This is a genomic window from Pannonibacter sp., assembly GCF_051860505.1.
Classification (GTDB): Bacteria; Pseudomonadota; Alphaproteobacteria; order Rhizobiales; family Stappiaceae; genus Pannonibacter.
The window spans coordinates 41,673-58,954 of sequence record NZ_JBHYDX010000010.1; the positions used below are offsets into that span (position 1 = coordinate 41,673).

At 62.0% G+C, this 17,282-nt stretch carries 16 protein-coding genes and 2 tRNA genes; 6 read left to right on the plus strand and 12 right to left on the minus strand.

Features of this window, described 5'->3' with window-relative positions; genetic code table 11:
• The first annotated feature begins 93 nt into the window (after positions 1-93).
• Together ACTIFE_RS08910 and galE are read left to right on the plus strand one after the other, a co-directional pair.
• Entirely contained in the window at positions 94-567 is a 474-nt protein-coding gene (locus ACTIFE_RS08910; protein ID WP_439528802.1) for a YbaK/EbsC family protein, read from the plus strand.
• A gap of 69 nt (positions 568-636) precedes the next feature.
• Complete coding sequence (galE, locus tag ACTIFE_RS08915) at positions 637-1,626, plus strand: UDP-glucose 4-epimerase GalE (RefSeq protein ID WP_439528803.1); 990 nt, start codon at positions 637-639, stop codon at positions 1,624-1,626.
• A 3-nt stretch (positions 1,627-1,629) separates the two neighbouring features.
• Here the strand turns inward: galE and cysQ are convergent, their stop codons facing one another.
• The 3 genes from cysQ to ACTIFE_RS08930 form a co-directional block, all read right to left on the minus strand.
• On the minus strand, positions 1,630-2,523 hold the full coding sequence (gene cysQ, locus ACTIFE_RS08920) for a 3'(2'),5'-bisphosphate nucleotidase CysQ (RefSeq protein ID WP_439528804.1): 894 nt from the start codon (positions 2,521-2,523) through the stop codon (positions 1,630-1,632).
• A gap of 253 nt (positions 2,524-2,776) precedes the next feature.
• Positions 2,777-3,073 (minus strand): hypothetical protein, encoded by a 297-nt coding sequence (locus ACTIFE_RS08925; RefSeq protein ID WP_439528805.1) that lies wholly within the window; start codon positions 3,071-3,073, stop codon positions 2,777-2,779.
• Positions 3,074-3,158: 85 nt separating this feature from the next.
• On the minus strand, positions 3,159-3,350 hold the full coding sequence (locus ACTIFE_RS08930) for a hypothetical protein (protein ID WP_439528885.1): 192 nt from the start codon (positions 3,348-3,350) through the stop codon (positions 3,159-3,161).
• A gap of 518 nt (positions 3,351-3,868) precedes the next feature.
• Between ACTIFE_RS08930 and vapB the strand changes: the two genes are divergently transcribed.
• Positions 3,869-4,105: a type II toxin-antitoxin system VapB family antitoxin gene (vapB, locus tag ACTIFE_RS08935; protein WP_439528806.1), complete on the plus strand. Its 237-nt coding sequence runs from the start codon at positions 3,869-3,871 to the stop codon at positions 4,103-4,105.
• A gap of 50 nt (positions 4,106-4,155) precedes the next feature.
• Positions 4,156-4,578, plus strand: a complete 423-nt coding sequence (locus ACTIFE_RS08940) for a type II toxin-antitoxin system VapC family toxin (RefSeq protein WP_439528807.1) — start codon at positions 4,156-4,158, stop codon at positions 4,576-4,578.
• 156 nt (positions 4,579-4,734) lie between these two features.
• Here the strand turns inward: ACTIFE_RS08940 and ACTIFE_RS08945 are convergent.
• Positions 4,735-4,809, minus strand: a tRNA-Gln gene (locus ACTIFE_RS08945).
• 279 nt (positions 4,810-5,088) lie between these two features.
• Between ACTIFE_RS08945 and ACTIFE_RS08950 the strand changes: the two genes are divergently transcribed.
• Positions 5,089-5,165 (plus strand) — tRNA-Pro (locus ACTIFE_RS08950).
• A 309-nt stretch (positions 5,166-5,474) separates the two neighbouring features.
• The gene (locus ACTIFE_RS08955; RefSeq protein ID WP_439528808.1) at positions 5,475-7,142 is read left to right on the plus strand and encodes a methyl-accepting chemotaxis protein; all 1,668 of its coding nucleotides are present in this window, start codon (positions 5,475-5,477) and stop codon (positions 7,140-7,142) included.
• A 102-nt stretch (positions 7,143-7,244) separates the two neighbouring features.
• Here ACTIFE_RS08955 and ACTIFE_RS08960 read toward each other — a convergent pair whose 3' ends face one another.
• The 8 genes from ACTIFE_RS08960 to ACTIFE_RS08995 all read right to left on the minus strand — a co-directional run bounded on the left by ACTIFE_RS08960 (position 7,245) and on the right by ACTIFE_RS08995 (position 17,258).
• Positions 7,245-9,260, minus strand: a complete 2,016-nt coding sequence (locus ACTIFE_RS08960; protein WP_439528809.1) for a vWA domain-containing protein — start codon at positions 9,258-9,260, stop codon at positions 7,245-7,247.
• A 146-nt stretch (positions 9,261-9,406) separates the two neighbouring features.
• Positions 9,407-11,833 carry a methyl-accepting chemotaxis protein gene (locus ACTIFE_RS08965; RefSeq protein WP_439528810.1) on the minus strand — a complete coding sequence of 809 codons (2,427 nt, stop codon included), beginning with the start codon at positions 11,831-11,833 and terminating at the stop codon, positions 9,407-9,409.
• Positions 11,834-12,088: 255 nt separating this feature from the next.
• Positions 12,089-12,631: a VOC family protein gene (locus ACTIFE_RS08970; RefSeq protein WP_439528811.1), complete on the minus strand. Its 543-nt coding sequence runs from the start codon at positions 12,629-12,631 to the stop codon at positions 12,089-12,091.
• A 29-nt stretch (positions 12,632-12,660) separates the two neighbouring features.
• Positions 12,661-12,876: a DUF2783 domain-containing protein gene (locus tag ACTIFE_RS08975; RefSeq protein WP_439528812.1), complete on the minus strand. Its 216-nt coding sequence runs from the start codon at positions 12,874-12,876 to the stop codon at positions 12,661-12,663.
• Positions 12,877-12,892: 16 nt separating this feature from the next.
• Complete coding sequence (locus tag ACTIFE_RS08980; RefSeq protein WP_439528813.1) at positions 12,893-14,503, minus strand: FAD-dependent oxidoreductase; 1,611 nt, start codon at positions 14,501-14,503, stop codon at positions 12,893-12,895.
• A 125-nt stretch (positions 14,504-14,628) separates the two neighbouring features.
• The gene (locus tag ACTIFE_RS08985; protein WP_106751863.1) at positions 14,629-15,579 is read right to left on the minus strand and encodes an MBL fold metallo-hydrolase; all 951 of its coding nucleotides are present in this window, start codon (positions 15,577-15,579) and stop codon (positions 14,629-14,631) included.
• Between the two features lie 160 nt (positions 15,580-15,739).
• Positions 15,740-16,255 (minus strand): hypothetical protein, encoded by a 516-nt coding sequence (locus tag ACTIFE_RS08990; RefSeq protein ID WP_439528814.1) that lies wholly within the window; start codon positions 16,253-16,255, stop codon positions 15,740-15,742.
• Positions 16,248-17,258: a fumarylacetoacetate hydrolase family protein gene (locus ACTIFE_RS08995; protein ID WP_439528815.1), complete on the minus strand. Its 1,011-nt coding sequence runs from the start codon at positions 17,256-17,258 to the stop codon at positions 16,248-16,250. The genes ACTIFE_RS08990 and ACTIFE_RS08995 overlap by 8 nt, the downstream gene beginning before the upstream one ends.
• Positions 17,259-17,282: the final 24 nt, after the last annotated feature.

Consider the following 17,282-nt stretch of genomic DNA (forward strand, 5'->3'; position numbering starts at 1 on the left):
CGCTGCGGCTGGACAGGGCCGCAACGAACTGCTTTGGTCGCACCAGAACCGAACGGTTCGGTACGCACGATTTGCTTGTTCCCGGAGAAACAGATGAGCCTCGACAGTGTCCGCGCTTTCTTTGCCGAACACGCGCCTGACATCGCAGTCACGGTGAAGGAGGAGAGCACCGCAACAGTGGCGGAAGCAGCCGCTGCCCTGGGCGTCACGCCGGCGGAGATTGCCAAGACCCTGTCGATCCAGGCCGGCGACGATGTTGTGCTGATCGTGACGCGCGGCGATGCCCGTCTCGACAACAAGAAGGCCAAGGCGACCTTCGGCTCGAAAGTGAAGATGCTGGGCCTTGACGTGGTCGAGGAGATAACCGGTCATCCGGTCGGCGGCGTTTGCCCCTTCGGCCTTGCCCGGCCGCTGCGCGTCTGCTGCGATGTCTCGCTCAAGGCGTTTACCCAAGTCTATCCCGCCGCCGGCGCGGTCAACGCCGCTGTCTGCCTCTCGCCCGAGCGGATGGCGGCGCTGACAGGGGCTGACTGGGTTGATGTCTGCAAGGATCCGGAGGGCGACTGAGCGCCGCCTCAAAGCCTCGTCAATCTTTTCAGGGTATGTCTTGCCTCCATGACTGGATGAGGAGACCGCATGACTGTCCTGATCACTGGCGGCGCCGGCTATATCGGCAGCCACATGGTGCGATGCCTGCTCGACGCGGGGGAAACACCCCTTGTCGTCGACAATCTCGTCACCGGCTTTGACTGGCTGGTGCCGGAGGGCGTGCCCTTCATCCAGGCAGATGTCGGCGACGTCTTGCGAATGGAGCAGATCCTGAAGCAACACGCCGTCGAGGCCGTGATCCATTTCGCAGGGTCCGTCGTGCTGCCGGAGTCCGTCTCCAACCCGCTGAAATATTACCGCAACAACACGGCTGTCTCGCGCAATGTCATCGAGGCTTGCGTCAATGCCGGCGTCGACAAGTTCATCTTCTCCTCGACGGCGGCCGTCTACGGCGATCCTGACGAGGTGCCGGTGCGCGAGGATGCGCCGCTGCGACCGCAGTCGCCCTATGGCCTGTCAAAGCTGATGACGGAACTGATGCTGAAGGATGTGGCAGCCGCCCATCCGTTCCGCTACACGGCGCTGCGCTACTTCAATGTCGCCGGTGCCGATCCGCAAGGCCGGACCGGACAGGCAACGCTGAATGCCACCAACCTGATCAAGATCGCCTGCGAAACCGCGCTCGGAAAACGCGATCACATGACGATCTTCGGCACCGACTATCCCACCATCGATGGCACCGGGGTTCGCGACTACATCCATGTCTGGGATCTGGTCGAGGCGCATCGTCTGGCCTTGCTGCGCCTGCGGGCCGGCGGCGGCAGCGTGGTCATGAACTGCGGTTATGGCAAGGGCTCCAGCGTGCGTCAGGTCATCGACGCCGTTCAGGCTGCCTCGGGCGCAACGTTCGAAGTTCGCCTTGGTGAGCGCCGCCCGGGCGACATGCCGGAGGTCCTGGCCGCCAACGATGTCATCCTGCGGGAGCTGAACTGGCAGCCCAAGCACGAGGACCTGAACGTGATCGTGCGCCATGCGCTCGACTGGGAAGCCGCGCTCGCCCGGCGCAACCGGATCTGACATCTATCCGGACGTTCCGGCAAGGCACTTGCGCACATCGTCAACCAGCCTCGGGTCGCCAAGAGCGACAAAGGCAGGATTGCGCAGCATGGTAACCACATCCGTATCCGGCACGAGCCTGTACGCGAGTTCCGGCCACTCGCCTTGCGCGATGTTGCGCACAGTGCCACCGGCGGCCCGCAAAACCGCGTGACCAGCTGCAATATCCCATTGCATGGTCGGCGACAGGCGCGGGTAAACGTCCGCCCTGCCACTGGCCAGCCAGCACAGCTTGAGTGACGAGCCGACCGAGACAACGTCCGTTGCGTTCAGGGCCTCGATCATGGATTGCGTCTGGGCGCAGAGATGCGAGCGGCTGGCCAGGATGGAAATGCCGCCTGCCGGGGCCGGCCGGACCGCAATAGGGGCGACTTCGGCAATCGCTCCGTCCCTTACGCTGGCATGAAAGGCAGCCCCGTCTGCGTTCCAGTAGATGTCGCCCGACGCCGGGGCATAGACGACACCCTGCACCGGGACGCCGCCACGGATGATGGCGATGTTGACGGTGAACTCGCCATTGCGGCTGATGAACTCGCGGGTACCATCCAGGGGATCGACGAGGATGAAGTCAGGTCCGCTGGCTGGAATGTGACCAGCGGCAATGGCCTCCTCCGCCACGACTGGCAGGTCCGGGAAATGCTCGGAAAGCCGGCGCAGGATGATTGCCTCCGCGGCATGGTCCGCTGCGGTCACCGGCGATCCGTCGCCCTTGCTGCTGAAGTCGGTCTCGGCGGCATAGATCGCAAGTATGGCTTCGCCAGCCTCCAGCGCCATCGCCAGCAGCGCTCTTTCGGCCGGATCGAACGGCACGCCGGACTGCGAATGACGGGGATGGGCTTGCGGGCTCGGGTGGTTCATATCCGCTACTTTCCTGCACAGGCCAATGCGCCAACGCCAGCCGGGACGCCAACAGTGCGGGGCAGCCGCGACCTTCAAGTGCCGTCATCGCCCGGATTTGATTGGGGAACGCAAGGCCAGCGACGTTGGATCCGGTATGGATGTAGCACTGATCGGCAAGCCAACGGAGGCATCAACGCGCGTGTTTATCCCCGGCCCGGAAATATCTTTCTTTTCAGACAGGCTCGTGCAGGCGTCGGCTCAGTCTGACAGATCAGGCAGCAAGGCGCTTGCCAGGGAGGACTTCAGCCGGCTCGGACGACGTGTGATGGGCTGAGGGCTTGGACTGCCCCCGGGCGACGCTCCGCGGACGCGCCATCAAGACGGCCGCACCACTCGCCAGCACCAAGGCAACAGGCCAGGCAATCGCAGCACCAATTGCAAGCATCAGACGGAGCCGGCTCGACCGGTTGGTGTCGATCAACTCAGCGCAGGAAAACGCGAGGAACATCAAGGCCACGACACCGTAGAGCAACGCGCCGAGAAACATCAGGATCATTGCGCCGGTCATGAATTCTGGCTCCAGTCCACCTGTTAAGGTTAACCCCGACGAGGCTTCCCTCCCGGACTTTGTTTCAGTTCACGCGCCTGAAGGCCTAGATGAGCCAGGCCACCAAACTATAGAGGGCAAAGCCACTGATGACCATGGAACCCCAGAACAGCAGGTTCTTTGCCAGCAGGAACACAAACGCCGAGGCACGTTTGCCAACACCGCTCCACAAGCGCCGGCTTGCGGTCCGGCGTTCGGTTCGGGTGAGGCTAGCTGCGCGAAACATCGGCTTGGTCATGTCCTTGCCCATCAACCCCAGTCTGGAAAATAAGCTGCACTGCTTAACAAGTGTTAAAGTCGGCAGGCGGTCGATCGGGTCACAGGTGTGCCAGAACAGGGCAGGACCGCCGCAACCCGTCCGCATCACTCCAGACAGGCACAGCGAATTTTCCCTCGCCGACAAGGACCCAAGCGCGGGGCAGGTGTGACGCGGCGGACTTGCGTGAGGCTTGAGCGTTCAGCCCCATCAACGCCCTTGTCAAAAAGGTGGCGCCTGGCAGACATCCCAGAACGACGTAAAAGCACGACAGACCACCGCAGCGCGAGAAAACGCCAGCGACCTGAAAGCATCTGGGAAGATGGGAGAATTTGGCTGGGGTTTTTGGACGCATACAGAACGCCATGCTATGCGCCTTCGGCAGAAATGACCCTGCTCACGGTGGATGCCGAAGCGATTGAGTTGATTTCAGCGTGGAGTTGAGCGTTGGCATATGCTAGACATATGGCAGATGTTCATCTCCACCATGGAGGCTCGTCATGCCGCGCACCGTGTCCATCTTTCGCAACAACCGCAACCAGGCTATCCGCCTGCCCAAGGACCTGGAGTTTCAAGGCGTAACGGAGCTGACCATCGAACGACAGGGCGACACGATCCTTTTGCGCCCGGTGCGACCGGACTGGCTGTCTTACTTGGACGAGCCCCGCGCCGACGCCGATTTCCTGCACGAACGGCCCGATCTCATTGAAGATGGGCGATTCTCCTTCGATGAATAAAGCAAGCCCATACGGCAAGGAACGCTCAAGGCGCGACGGGGAAGGAACGAATGCCGGTCGTCTACATGCTCGACACGAATATCTGCTCGTTCATCATGCGCGAGCGGCCGGCCTCCGTGCTTGAACGGCTGCAACAGACTGTAAACGAGCAGCACCAGATCGCTATTTCGGTCATCACCTATTACGAGATGCTGCTGGGAACCGTCGGCCGCAACGCCTCACCCCGGCATGCGCAACTGGTCAACGCTTTCATCTCCCGCCTCTCGATCATCCTGCCGTGGGACGCGGCTTCCGCTGAATGCGCCGCGGGCATCAAGCAGCAACTGGCCGCGAAGGGGACCCCAATTGGCAACAACGACGTCATGATTGCGGGTCATGCGCTGGCAGCGGACTGCGTGCTGGTGACGAACAACACGCGGGAGTTCGCGCGCGTTGATGGGTTGCGTTTCGAGGATTGGGCCACGGGTTCATAGCCATGACAATGATCCAATGGAATCCGCAGAACTTGGCTGTCGACGCGCTCAGGGAATGCGGCGACTTGCTCAATCAACGGCACATTTAGCTAATCTCAGAAGACCGCTTACAGGGCCATTCTTCAACAACAGCTCTAATTCATATCCAGGAGAATTTGGCTGGGGCGCCAGGATTCGAACCTGGGAATGTCGGTACCAAAAACCGATGCCTTACCACTTGGCGACGCCCCAGCAGGCCGGACGGCTCGGTCCGGTCGGGTGAGGCGCTGTATACCTCCTGCCGCCAGACGGTGCAAGCACCTCTCCGAAACATCCGAAATACCTGTTTACAGCCATTTTCCAGCGGAATTCCCGTGACTTATCCACGCCTTGGGCTCTAGCCACGAACTTTTTTCGTCTTCTTCGCATTGCGCTCTTGCGGACCTCAAATCACGGTGCTAATTACCCCCCACATCGGCGGCGCACCTAGCTCTGCCGTTCCCGGCGGTCGCAAGACCGACATCACTGGATCGGAGTGTAGCGCAGCCTGGTAGCGCACCTCGTTCGGGACGAGGGGGTCGAGTGTTCGAATCACTCCACTCCGACCATCCAGTTTTCCTTCATGAATTGTCGTTGCAACGAGTCGAAATTCGCGTCCATGCGATTTCGAATCATCGCGCGAAACCGTTGTCAGCGCCCTTCCCTTGAGCGCCTGCACAATCCATCATTTCAGCAACCAAAATATACAACCAGACCACTCTGCAGTTGAGATGCGTCGCAAAAGTTACTTTACAATAGAATAATACTCGCGCTGCGTGCAATTAACCTGTTGATAACCCCTTCGCTACGGCTCCCCCCTTACGCCTCTGCATCATTTTTGAGCAAACTGGCCGGGTAATTTTCCTTAGGGGAACCCGATGACCATAAAGTTTCGGATTCTGGCCAGTCTTGTCATCATGACTTTGATGCTCGCCGTCATGGGCCTGTGTGGCTATTTCGCCTTGTCAGCCTCTTATGAATCCATCCGTACAATTGTCGATGACAGAGTTGTTCCGATGAAACAACTGAAACGGGTTGCAGATTCTTATGCTGTCAGCATTGTCGACACCGCACACAAGGTCCGCAGTGGTGCATTGACTTGGGAGCAAGGACAATCTTCGGTTTCTGATGCTCTCTCGATCATCAACAAGGAGTGGTCCGCTTATAGTTCCACCTACATGGTTCCAGACGAGAAGGCTCTGGCTGAAGAGGTCTATGCAGCCATGTCGGCGGCCAAACCCTCCGTTACACGGCTTGAGTACATCCTGCAGTCGCGGGACCAGGCTGCGCTCGAGACCTATATCAATGCCTCGCTCTATTCGACCATCGACCCTATTGGCGACCCGATCTCCAAACTCGTCGACTTGCAGATCGATGTTGCGGGGCAAGAGTATGAGTCTGCCAAGGCAACGGACCAGTTGTCGCTGACGATCATGGCGGTGCTGGCGGTGCTCTCGGCAGCGATTGCCGGCTTTGTCGCCATATTCGTGATCCGCAGCGTCCTGTGGCCGATCCAGTCCATGCAAGACGCCATGAAGCGGTTGGCCGACCAGGACTTCGCCGTCGAAGTTCCAGGCATTGGCCGGAAGGATGAAATCGGCGGAATGGCCTCGGCCGTTGCCGTCTTCAAGGAAAATGGGCTTGAGCGCCAGCGTCTCGAAGCAGAGCAGGCGGCAGAGCGTGCGGCCCGGGAGAGGCGTGCCCTGCTGATCGAGGAACTGGTCTCCACCCTTGACGAGGATGTCGGCGTGATCCTGCGCACGGTGGCCTCGGCCTCGTCGGAGCTTGAAGCAACAGCTGAATCCCTGTCACAGATCGCAGAAACCAGCGCCCAGACGGCAACAACTGTGGCAGCAGCCTCCGAGCAAGCGGCGGCAAATGTTCAGACCGTTGCAGCCGCTTCGGATGAACTGGCCGCGTCGATCGGTGAAATCTCGAACCAGGTGCAAATGTCGGCGAATATCTCCGACCAAGCATTGAGAGCTGCGACGGAGACCGAGGCGACCGTCAACGGCCTTGTCGCCTCGGCGTCCCGTATCGGCGGCGTGCTGGAACTGATCAACAACATCGCCGGACAAACAAATCTCCTGGCGCTGAACGCGACCATCGAGGCGGCGCGTGCCGGAGAGGCTGGCCGGGGCTTTGCCGTGGTTGCGACCGAAGTGAAGACGCTCGCTGCCCAGACGGCCCGCGCGACCGGCGAGATCGGGGCGCATATCGATGAAATGCAGAACGCCACCAATCAGGTCGCACTCGCCATCCAGGGCATTGGCGAAATCATCCGCAGGATCAATTCAGCCTCCACCGCGATCTCGGCAGCCGTGGAGGAACAGGGCGCGGCCACGCAGGAAATCGCGCGCAACGTCAATCAGGCTGCCTATGGGACGCAGCAGGTGTCATCGAGCATCACCAATGTCACAGGCTCGGCAACGCAGACGGGCGCCGGCTCTGTCCAGGTGCTGTCGTCCTCGCAGGAACTGGCCCGCCAGTCGCACATCCTGAAGACCAAACTGGATGCCTTCTTCTCCAACATCCGGGCCGCCTGACAAGACGGGAACATCCGCTTCCCAATCAAGTGACAAGAGCCGGGAAGGTTCCCCTGCCCGGCTCTTGCTTTTGCTTTTGCTTTTGTCTTTGTCTTTGCTTGGTTATTTCACCGTAACCGTCACCGTTTTCGCGATGCGCGGCTCGCCAGTCCCGGACAGGACGAAGCGCAGTTCATAGACGCCTGGCTCTTGCGGGGTTCGCATCGTCAACTGACCATCCGCAATGTCTTCAGCGCCAGTCCACAGCCCCGAGCTGTAGCTGCCGGGCTCGGCACCCGGCAAGGTGAAGCCGATCCAGTTCGAGCCGTTCCTTGGGCCTTTGGCTGCGAAAGTGACGTCGGTTGCAGCGGCAACTTCCGTGGGAATACCGAGTTGGATGTCCGGCTCTGTCAAGGTCAAGGCCTGCGCCGCCATCACCTTGGCCCCGTCAGCAGCCGACAGCACATAGCGCAGTTCATAGGCTCCAGGCGTCAGCGGCAAGCGCAGGCGCACGACGGGATCCGATGGCGGAGTCCAGGTCAGATAGCTGCCTGCGGCTGAAGCCGGCTCCGAAACGCCGATCCAGTCGCTGCTGCCGCCTGGCCCTTGCCAGGTCACGTCGATCTCGGCGCCCGCTTCGGCCGAGGCTGGAGCAACCAGGGCACTGCTGCCCTCGGTAACCTCGAACGCCTTGCGCTGCACCACCGCGCCGTCATGCCCGGTGACATAGATCGCTTCATATGCGCCCGTCTCCGAAGGGGCCATCAGCATGGCAGGGCCCGTCTCGACGAAGACATAGCGGCCGGCATAGTCCCCGGCACCGCCCCCCTGCGGGACGAAACCAATCCAGTCGCCTGTCCCGCCCGGACCTTTCCAGTCGACGGAAACCTGCGCGCCGACAGGGACAGTTGCCGGCAATTCGAGCGACAGCTCGGCCGGTACAACGGTCAAGGGCGCGCGCGCGATGATGCGGTCATCACCCGCACTCCAGACATAGACGATTTCATAGGTGCCGGGCTCAGAGGGCAAGCGCATGTCGACAGGGCTGCCATCATCGACCCGCACCCACAGATCGGTTTCAAGCCGCTCGCCATCCGCCGTCACGATACGCAGGAAATCACCCGGTTCCCTCGGCCCCTCGAAGCTGACGGCGAGAACCGACGAGGCGGGAGCGGAGGCTGCGGTAAGACTGATGCTGGCCTTGGGGACCACACCGTCCAGGACCACAGTCGCCGTGCCCCCGGCGTCGGTGACACTGGCCTCAACGCCGCCGGACTTTTCCAGAAGCGTCGCTGAAACCGTATAGGCTTCGGGTGGAAGCGGCAGGCTGACTGTCCCGCCGGTGAGCCCGGCCGCCACGACGGCTTCGCTGTCGCGACCGCTTACCGTCCAACTGACCGGTCCCTCGATCGGCTTGCCGGTTGCGCCGTCAATCGCGGTCAAGATCAGCTCGGGCAACTTTGCCGCAGGCGCCTCCTGCGAGACGTTGGCTGCCGATTTCTTCAGGGCTTCAGAGAGTTCTGCAGCATCGCGGGCATTGGTGTAGCTGCCACCCGTCAGGCTGGCGATACAGGCGATTTTCGCCTGGTCGGCACGCGAGGCAATGTCAAAGCCGATGACATGCGCCTTGAAATCAACGCCGGCGCGGGCAAGTTCCGCCGCCAGGGCGCAAGGATCGCCGGAACAGGTTTCAATGCCATCGGAAACGAGGATCAGGCGGGTAGGCCGATCGGCGACCCCGAGGTTTGTTGCCGCCTGGCGCAGAGCCTCGGTGATGGGCGTTTTGCCTTTCGGCTTGACCCTTGCTGCGGCTGCCTTGAGCGCGGCCCGGTCCAGGGGCGTCAGCGGCGCCACCAGCTCAACATCGGAGCAGTCGCCCTCCCGGCGATGACCATAGACCATCAAACCGGTTCGACCGCCGTCCGGCAACTCGTCCAGCAAATTGCCCAGCGCTTCACGGGCGATCTCGATCTTGGCAACGCCATCGATCTGCCCCCACATGGAGTTGGATACATCAAGCACAATCATCGTGTCGGGCGTCGTGCCCGATTGTGCGTAGGCCACGCCGGGAAGCAAGCCGACAAGTCCAAGCAACGCCCCGACCCATGCTCCTCTTCGTCCGTTTGGACAGAATGCCATCCGATCTCCCCCTTCGTGTCAGGCCCAGGTGCCGTGTTTTACCGGCACGGGCGCGACTGTGGCGGAAGAAAGTGGCAAGGCCTGTGATCAAAGTCACAGGCCTTGCGAAGACCAGGGCGCTGATAGAAATCAGCCCCACGGGGAAGTCAGGCCGCTGCCACCTCGGCCAGGAACCGGTCGATTTCTGTGCGTAGCGCGGTTGTCTTGGTTCCAAGTTCGCCACTTGCGGCAAGAACCGACTGCGAAGACGACTGGGTCTCTTCCACGGTGCCGGCGAGGCCATCCATGTTGGCCTTTACGGCCAGGGTGCCCTGGGCCGCGCGCTGGACGTTGCCGGAGATTTCCGACGTCGCAGCCCCCTGCTGCTCGACCGCTGCCGCAATGGCTGCGGTGTAGCTGTCGACCTCGCCCATGGTGTGGACGATCCCGGAAATGGCCGAGACTGCCTCAGCCGTCGAGGACTGGATTGCAGCAATCTGAGCGCTGATTTCCTCGGTTGCCTTGGAAGTCTGGTTGGCGAGGCCCTTGACCTCGGCGGCTACGACCGCAAAGCCCTTGCCTGCCTCCCCTGCCCGCGCTGCTTCAATCGTTGCGTTGAGGGCGAGGAGATTGGTCTGTTCGGCAATCGCCTGGATGAGGGTCACGACCTCGCCGATGCGGTGAGCGGCCTCTGCCAGGCTTTCGACCTTGCGGTTGGTGTCCTCAACCGACTGGCTGGCCGTATTGACGATGGCACTGGTGCGGCGGACCTGCCCGCCAATCTCGCCGATGGAGGCTGCCAATTCCTCGGCAGCGCTCGCAACATTTTCCACGCTATGGGTCGCGCTATCGCTGACCGTCAGCGTGTCGCCGGCCTTGCGGGCGCTTTCCTCGGCAATGGCAGACAGGTTGCGCGCGGTCGTCTCCATACCGCCGGCCGTCTGGCCGAGTTGCGACGTCAACCGGCTGGCCGTCTCCCGGAAGTCCTCAATCAGATGCTCGATCCGCCTCTGCCGGGCCTCGGCGCGCTCCTGTTCAGCGCGGTTCTCGGCCTCCAGGCGCAGGCGCTCGATGGCATTGTCGCGGAACACCTCAACCGTGCGGCTCATGTCACCGATCTCATCGCCACGGTCGGCGGTGGTGACGGTAACGCTCGTATCACCACGGGCCAGACGGTCCATCACGGCGGTCAACGCGCGGGTCGGACGCGAAATGAGCAGCGACAAGGCAACGCCCAGCACCGTTGCCAGAACAATGGCGGCAAGCACGGCGGCTGCAATCACGGTCAGAGCCGCACTGGCCGCCTGTTCCGTCGCCGCACTTTGGCGCTCGGTCATGGTCGCGATCTCGCCCATCACCTGCGTCGACAGGGTTTCCAGTGCCTTCCGGCTGTCGGCAAGCCGGGCGGATACCGCATCAAGGGCTGCGAGTTCCTGAGCGTAGGCGTCAACCTCACCGGTGATCCGGGCAACCGTATCCGTAATCTGCGGGAAGGCCGCCACATCGGCGGCAAGGACCGAAGACAGGCTGCGCAGCATGTCGACGCGCATTGCGACAGGCTTCAGCTCGAAGCCGGACGGACGGGCCAGCGATTCCATGGTCGCGGCCCGCAGTTCCAGCGATGCTCGTGCGAACTTGTCGGCATTGACCTTGACCAGTTCGACGATGCTCAGACGACTTTGGGCACCAGCGGCCGTCTTGCGTGCCGCGTCGAGGGTTGCGTAGAGCCCCGACAGGAGATCGGCCGCCTTCCGGCGCGTTTCCAGGCTGTCATTGGCAATCGCGGTTGCGGCGGCCCGGCGGCCCCAGGCATCGGGCATAGCTGAAATGGGCGACAGCGTTTCGGCCAGCGCCGTGGCGCTCACGGTCAGCCCAGCGCCGGCGGTCTCGTCCAGGCCGCTTCCTTTCACCGCGGCCGCCGCCGCCGATGCTTCAACCATTGCCCGCGCCTTGTCCTGCGCTTGCTGCAGCACGTCAGCGTCGCCAGCCCGTCCGGCAATCAGCAACAGGTTCTGCACCTCAAGGGCCTGTTCCTGCACCTCAGCAAGGAGGCGCGCGGCCTTGTCGGCCCGGTCACGGGTGCGGCTGGCGGACTTGACCTCCTCCGCAGCCCCGCGCTGCTGTGTCAGCATCACGTCGCCAATTTCGGTGGAGAGGTTTTCAATCTTGCTGGAACTGGCCAGCAGGCGCCCGATCTGCTGTTGCTGCTCATCGATTGCGCTTGTGACGGCAGAGAAGTTCGCGGCCAGTCCGTCGACAGCGATGTTGGCGGCGTCGACAGCCGAGGCATCCGCACCGGCAGCCTTCAGGTCGCGAAGTTGCCCCTTCAGCGCGTCGAGGTGGCTGACCACCAGGTCGGCTGCAGCCGGCTCGCGGGTGTCGAGATAGACTTCCTTGGCAGCCGTGACCTCCTGCAAGCCAGCGAGAGCCGCTGTTGCCGCTGCGCTTGTATGCGTTTGCTCACTCAGACCGAGGACCGAAAAGGCGCCGATCCCGCCAACCAGAGTTGTCAGCGTCACCATCGCAGCGAAGCCACCGCCAACCTTTGCGGAAATCCGGACACCCGAAAGCCATTTGATGAAAGAAGCCATCATTCCCCCCAAACCTTGAAGCAATTACGGGAGAACGGAATAAACAAAGCGTAAAACCAGACTCCGAAATAAATGGCAGGCTGCGGGAAGACTCTGGCTCATTAGAAAAACCAAATCCCGGCAAGGGCTTTGCTTCCTCCTCCGGCAGCAGATTTCCTTGCAGGCTCGGCAGTTTTGCGGAGGCGAAATAAATCCGGGCCCCGCAGGGCCCGGAATGCAGACTGAAATCGGCCTTCAGAAAGGCGCCACCTGGCGGTATCAAACGCCGGACAGTTCCTTCTGATGCAGCCAGGCCGCATGCTTCGGAGCGCGCTTGGTCTTCGACCATTCCTCCAGCATGTCCCACTTGACGCTGTCGAGCTTCTTCAGCAGCGCATCCTCTTCCGGATCCGGACAGGCCAACTCGACGCGGTGGCCATTCGGATCAAAGAAGTAGATCGAATGGAAGATGGAGTGGTCGGTGACACCGAGCACCGGGATGCCGTTCTTTTCCAACTGGTCCTTGAAAGCGACCAGCGTTTCCCGGTCTTTCACCTTGAAGGCGATGTGCTGCACCCAGACCGGCGTGTTGAGGTCCCGGCTCATCTCCGGCTTGGTCGGCAGTTCGAAGAACGCGAGCACGTTGCCGTTTCCTGCATCCAGGAACACATGCATGTAGGGATCCGGCTCATGGGTGGAGGGAACATGGTCCTCGGCGATGGCCAGAACAAAATCCATGTTCAGGTTCTTCACATACCATTCCACGGTTTCCTTGGCGTCCTTGCACCGATAGGCAACGTGATGGATCTGTTCGATTTTCATGTCAGGTCCTCCTCCAGAGGTGTCCGGCTTCATGCCGACTGTTTGCGATCCACGCCGGCACCCGCCGCCGCAGCAAGCGCTTCGGTCAGAACCGCGCGATCGCCGATGTGGTTGGCAAGGATCAGGATCAGGCGGGCATTGAGGGCATCGCTGTCCGCCTTGGTGAGCCCCTCATGGGCGGCAAGAAGTTCGGCGTAGAAATCATCCGCGCCGGTGATGTTGGTGGTCGTGGTCAGCTTGGTCATGGTCCTGCCCTTCGCTTCAGTGGCGCGCCAGCGCGGTTGCCAGCGCCTTGCGCACAGCCGCTTCATCAAAGGATGTCCAGCGGGCAGCAACATGCTGGTCCGGGCGCATCAGATAGACGGCGCCATCGGCTGAACCGAGGTAACGGGCGGACAGGGCACCGCTCGGGTCGGCAGCTGTTTCCAGAGACACGCTCTCGACCAGGATGCCGTCGACATCCAGTTGCGCCGGAACGGGACTGTTGATCCCGACAAGCTGGAAGCGGTTGCCGAGCTTGTCCATCAGCCACCCGTCTCCGAGCGGGGCATCGGCGGCCGGCGAGCCAGGCCTTGTGCGCGCCGGCAGGCCGGAGGCATCCGGACCATTAAGCGGCGAGCCGTCATAGGTGCAGGGCACGGACAGGCGACCGGAGTTGACGAAGGGCCGGGCAAACTCAAATTTCTCGGAGAGATCGAGAACCGCATCGCGGAAGATGCGGCTGATGTCCGACTTCGGCGTGATGAAGTCGGTCGAGCGCGAGGAGTTCAGAATGTTCTCGTCGGCGCCATAGATACGCTCGTCGTCATAGCTGTCGAGCAGCGCGTCTCCCGCCTTGCCGTCGATGACCAGCTTCAGCTTCCAGACCAGGTTGTCGGCATCCTGCAAGCCCGAGTTTGCTCCGCGTGCGCCGAAGGGCGAGACCTGGTGCGCGCTGTCGCCCGCAAACAGGACGCGGCCATGGCGGAACTTTTCCATCCGGCGGCACTGGAAGGTGTAGATCGACACCCACTCCAGCTCGAACTCGACGTCCTCGCCGAGCATCGCCTTGAGACGCGGAATGACCCGCTCCGGCTGCTTTTCGGCTTCCTTGTCGATGTTCCAGCCGAGTTGGAGATCAATGCGCCAGACATCATCCGGCTGCTTGTGCAAGAGCGCCGACTGGTTGCGGTTGAACGGCGGGTCGAACCAGAACCAGCGTTCGGTCGGGAAGTCCGCCGTCATCTTGACGTCGGCGATGAGGAAGTTGTCCTCGAACACGCGGCCGACGAAATCGAGGCCCATCATACGGCGCACGGGCGAATTGGCCCCGTCGCAGGCGATCAGCCAGTCCGCCTCGATCCGGTAGGGACCATCTGCGGTGTCAATGGTGAGGCCGACATGGTCCGCGCGCGGATCGACCGACACGACCTTGTTGCCGCCACGGATCTCGATCGCCTTGCCTTCGGCCTGCAGCGCGCGGACACGCTCGACCAGATAGAGCTCGAAATAATACTGCTGCAGGTTGATGAAAGCCGGGCGCTTATGGCCATCCTCCGGCAAGAGGTTGAAGCCATAGACCTGGCGTTCGTCAAAGAACACCTTGCCGAGGTTCCACAGGACGCCCTTGTCGACCATCGGCTGGCCACAGCCTAGGCGGTCGAGGATTTCCAGCGGACGCTTGGCAAAGCAGATGGCGCGGGAGCCGAAACTCACCTTGTCATTGTCGTCCACCACCAGGACGGGCACGTCCTGCTGGGCCAGATCAATCGCCGCCGCCAGGCCCACAGGACCTGCGCCAATGATCACCACCGTGTGCCGCACCGGCTGGGCCGCATCCTGGTCGCTGCTGCGCACATATGGATACAGCGGCGTTTCGAAGATTTTCGTCATCTCTCCTCCTGATGAACGATGAATTAGTTACATTTGCAACCAAATAGGCGCAAGTACGGATGATCCCGTAGTCGGCTGACTTCAAAGAAAGGGCCGCACGAGACTTACCCGGCGGCCCTGATCGATCAGCCCTGCAGCTTGGCCCACATCTCGCGATCACGCTCGGCGGTCCAGATGCGCGGCGTGTCGATGCCGCGCGCTTCGTCATAGGCGCGGGCAACGTTGAACGGCAGGCAGTGCTCGTAGATGGCGAAGTCCTTGAACTTCGGGTCGCATTCGGCACGCACCGCGTCCCAGGCTTCCTTCAGGCTGCCACCGCGTGCCACGACGCGGGCGACCGGACGATAGGTGCTTTCGACGAAGTCGCGGGTGCTGGCAATCGCAGCCTCAACCATGTCATGGCCGATCAGGGCATCGCCGCGACCCGGCGCGATGGCGCGCGGATCGAAGGAGCGGATCATGTCGAGCGTGTCGCCCCAGTCATTGAAGTGACCGTCGCCGCAGTAGCAGGCCGAGTGATATTCGACGATGTCACCGGTGAACATGACCTCCTCGTCCGGCACCCAGGCGACGATGTCACCGGCCGTATGGGCCCGGCCCAGATGCATCAGGTCGACGCGGCGCTTGCCAAGATAGACGGTCATGCGCTCGGAGAAGGTCGTGGTCGGATAGGTCAGGCCCGGGATGGACTCATGGCCCTGGAACAGGCGCGGGAAGCGGCCGAACTCGCTGTCCCAGTCTTCCTGGCCACGCTCCTCGACCATGCCACGGGCGGCATCGCCCATGATGATGGTGGGCGCATTGTAGGCGGATGCACCGAGGACGCGCACGGCGTGGTAGTGCGTCAGAACCAGATGCGAGATCGGCTTGTCGGTGACTTCACGGACTTTCTCGATCACCTTGTTGGCGAGCCGCGGCGTGGCCTGCGCCTCGATGATCATGACGCTGTCATCCCCGATGATGACGCCGGAGTTGGGATCACCTTCGGCCGTAAAGGCCCACAGGTCGCGGCCGATCTCCGTGAAAGAAATCTTCTTTTCGGCCATGTCGCCGGCGGATGCGAATTGCTTGGACATCACGGTCCTCCCTCAGTCCCTGCATGCCCACAGCAAACTGCGGGCCGGATAAGTAAGCTGACTGCCGGACCGCAGGGCCAGGCAGCAAGGTAGCGATCGCACCGGCGACCGGCGCGTTCAGGCCCGCCAGCAGAGCGGCGACACTGTCCTCTTGCGAGCCCTACTGGGCCGCGAGAGCGTCCAACTCGGACTTGATCGACAGGGCACTGCCATCCATCATCGTGATGATGTCATCGATGACGGGCTTGCCGCCCTCGCTGATCACCTTGAAGCGGGTTTCAGTGTAGGCTTGGTATTCCTGGTCGTCGCCAAAGCAGGTCAGGTTCTGGAACTTCGCCTGCACCTCGGTGGCCCCGCCCTTGGCAGGGCCCGGGGTGATGGTGATGTTGCGCAAGGCACAGCCATCCTGGCCATTGACGATGACGTCATAGCTGAAGGGCGAACCGGACTCCTTGGCATATTCCGTGTTCGCCGCCTTGCGGTAGCGCTCGACGAAATCCTTGCTGAAGAGACGGACGAGCCGTTCCTCCGCAAAAACATCCTGGAACTCGCTGGCTCCCTCCCGCCAGTTGGCTTCCGTTGCGCTCATCACTTCGCGCACCGGAGCCAGGGCATCGGCAGCAAGCGCCGCCGTGGGCAGGAGCAATCCAAGGGCAATCAAACCAGCCTTAAGCATGTCTCTCGATCCGTTGTTCGATGGCACCGAACACGGAGTGGCCGTCACGATCCAGCATCTCGATGCGCACAGTGTCACCGAACTGAAGGAAGGGGGTCTTGGGGGCGCCATCACGGATAGTCTCAATCATGCGGATTTCCGCAATGCAAGAATATCCGACGCCGCCCTCGGCGACAGGCTTGCCGGCGCCGCCGTCCAGCTTGTTGGAAACCGTGCCCGAACCGATGATCGAGCCGGCTGTCAAAGGCCGCGTCTTGGCGGCGTGTGCCACCAGCGTCGGGAAATCGAAGGTCATGTCGACACCCGCATTTGCCCGGCCAAATGGCTTGCCATTGACATCGACGCGCAGCGGCAGATGCACCTTGCCACCATCCCAGGCCTCGCCCAGTTCTTCCGGCGTGACGGCAACCGGCGAGAAGGCCGAGGAGGGCTTGGACTGGAAGAAGCCGAACCCCTTGGCGAGTTCCGCCGGAATCAGACCGCGCAGCGACACGTCATTGACCAGCATGACAAGCCGGATGGCGGCGCGGGCCTGATCGACGGTCGCGCCCATCGGCACGTCATCGACGATCACGGCAACCTCGCCTTCCATGTCGATGCCATAGGCCTCGTCGGCCATCACGACCGGATCGCGCGGGCTGAGGAAACTGTCCGAGCCGCCCTGGTACATCAGAGGATCGGTCCAGAAGCTCTCGGGCAGTTCAGCGCCGCGTGCCTTGCGCACCAGTTCCACGTGATTGACATAGGCCGAACCATCCGCCCACTGGAAGGCGCGCGGCAGCGGCGAATGGGCATTGTGCTCGTGAAACCGCATGGAGGGCACGGCATCGTGCTCCAGGCTTTCGGCCAGAACTGCCAGCTTCGGCGCGACCGCTGCCCAGTTATCCAGCGCCGCCTGCAGCGTCGGGGCGATATGGGACGCCTCCGTGCAGCGGGTCAGGCTCTTGTTCACAACCACCAGCCTGCCGTCGCGGCTGCCGTCCTTGAGCGTGGCGAGTTTCATGGATTCTCCCTCGGTCTTGTCTTT

Excerpts from the sequence above, each read along its gene's own strand:
- ACTIFE_RS08910 (WP_439528802.1), top strand. The coding sequence starts at position 94 with ATGAGCCTCGACAGTGTCCGCGCTTTCTTTGCCGAACACGCGCCTGAC.
- galE (WP_439528803.1), top strand. The coding sequence starts at position 637 with ATGACTGTCCTGATCACTGGCGGCGCCGGCTATATCGGCAGCCACATG.
- cysQ (WP_439528804.1), bottom strand. The coding sequence starts at position 2,523 with ATGAACCACCCGAGCCCGCAAGCCCATCCCCGTCATTCGCAGTCCGGC.
- ACTIFE_RS08925 (WP_439528805.1), bottom strand. The coding sequence starts at position 3,073 with ATGACCGGCGCAATGATCCTGATGTTTCTCGGCGCGTTGCTCTACGGT.
- ACTIFE_RS08930 (WP_439528885.1), bottom strand. The coding sequence starts at position 3,350 with ATGACCAAGCCGATGTTTCGCGCAGCTAGCCTCACCCGAACCGAACGC.
- vapB (WP_439528806.1), top strand. The coding sequence starts at position 3,869 with ATGCCGCGCACCGTGTCCATCTTTCGCAACAACCGCAACCAGGCTATC.
- ACTIFE_RS08940 (WP_439528807.1), top strand. The coding sequence starts at position 4,156 with ATGCCGGTCGTCTACATGCTCGACACGAATATCTGCTCGTTCATCATG.
- ACTIFE_RS08955 (WP_439528808.1), top strand. The coding sequence starts at position 5,475 with ATGACCATAAAGTTTCGGATTCTGGCCAGTCTTGTCATCATGACTTTG.
- ACTIFE_RS08960 (WP_439528809.1), bottom strand. The coding sequence starts at position 9,260 with ATGGCATTCTGTCCAAACGGACGAAGAGGAGCATGGGTCGGGGCGTTG.
- ACTIFE_RS08965 (WP_439528810.1), bottom strand. The coding sequence starts at position 11,833 with ATGATGGCTTCTTTCATCAAATGGCTTTCGGGTGTCCGGATTTCCGCA.
- ACTIFE_RS08970 (WP_439528811.1), bottom strand. The coding sequence starts at position 12,631 with ATGAAAATCGAACAGATCCATCACGTTGCCTATCGGTGCAAGGACGCC.
- ACTIFE_RS08975 (WP_439528812.1), bottom strand. The coding sequence starts at position 12,876 with ATGACCAAGCTGACCACGACCACCAACATCACCGGCGCGGATGATTTC.
- ACTIFE_RS08980 (WP_439528813.1), bottom strand. The coding sequence starts at position 14,503 with ATGACGAAAATCTTCGAAACGCCGCTGTATCCATATGTGCGCAGCAGC.
- ACTIFE_RS08985 (WP_106751863.1), bottom strand. The coding sequence starts at position 15,579 with ATGTCCAAGCAATTCGCATCCGCCGGCGACATGGCCGAAAAGAAGATT.
- ACTIFE_RS08990 (WP_439528814.1), bottom strand. The coding sequence starts at position 16,255 with ATGCTTAAGGCTGGTTTGATTGCCCTTGGATTGCTCCTGCCCACGGCG.
- ACTIFE_RS08995 (WP_439528815.1), bottom strand. The coding sequence starts at position 17,258 with ATGAAACTCGCCACGCTCAAGGACGGCAGCCGCGACGGCAGGCTGGTG.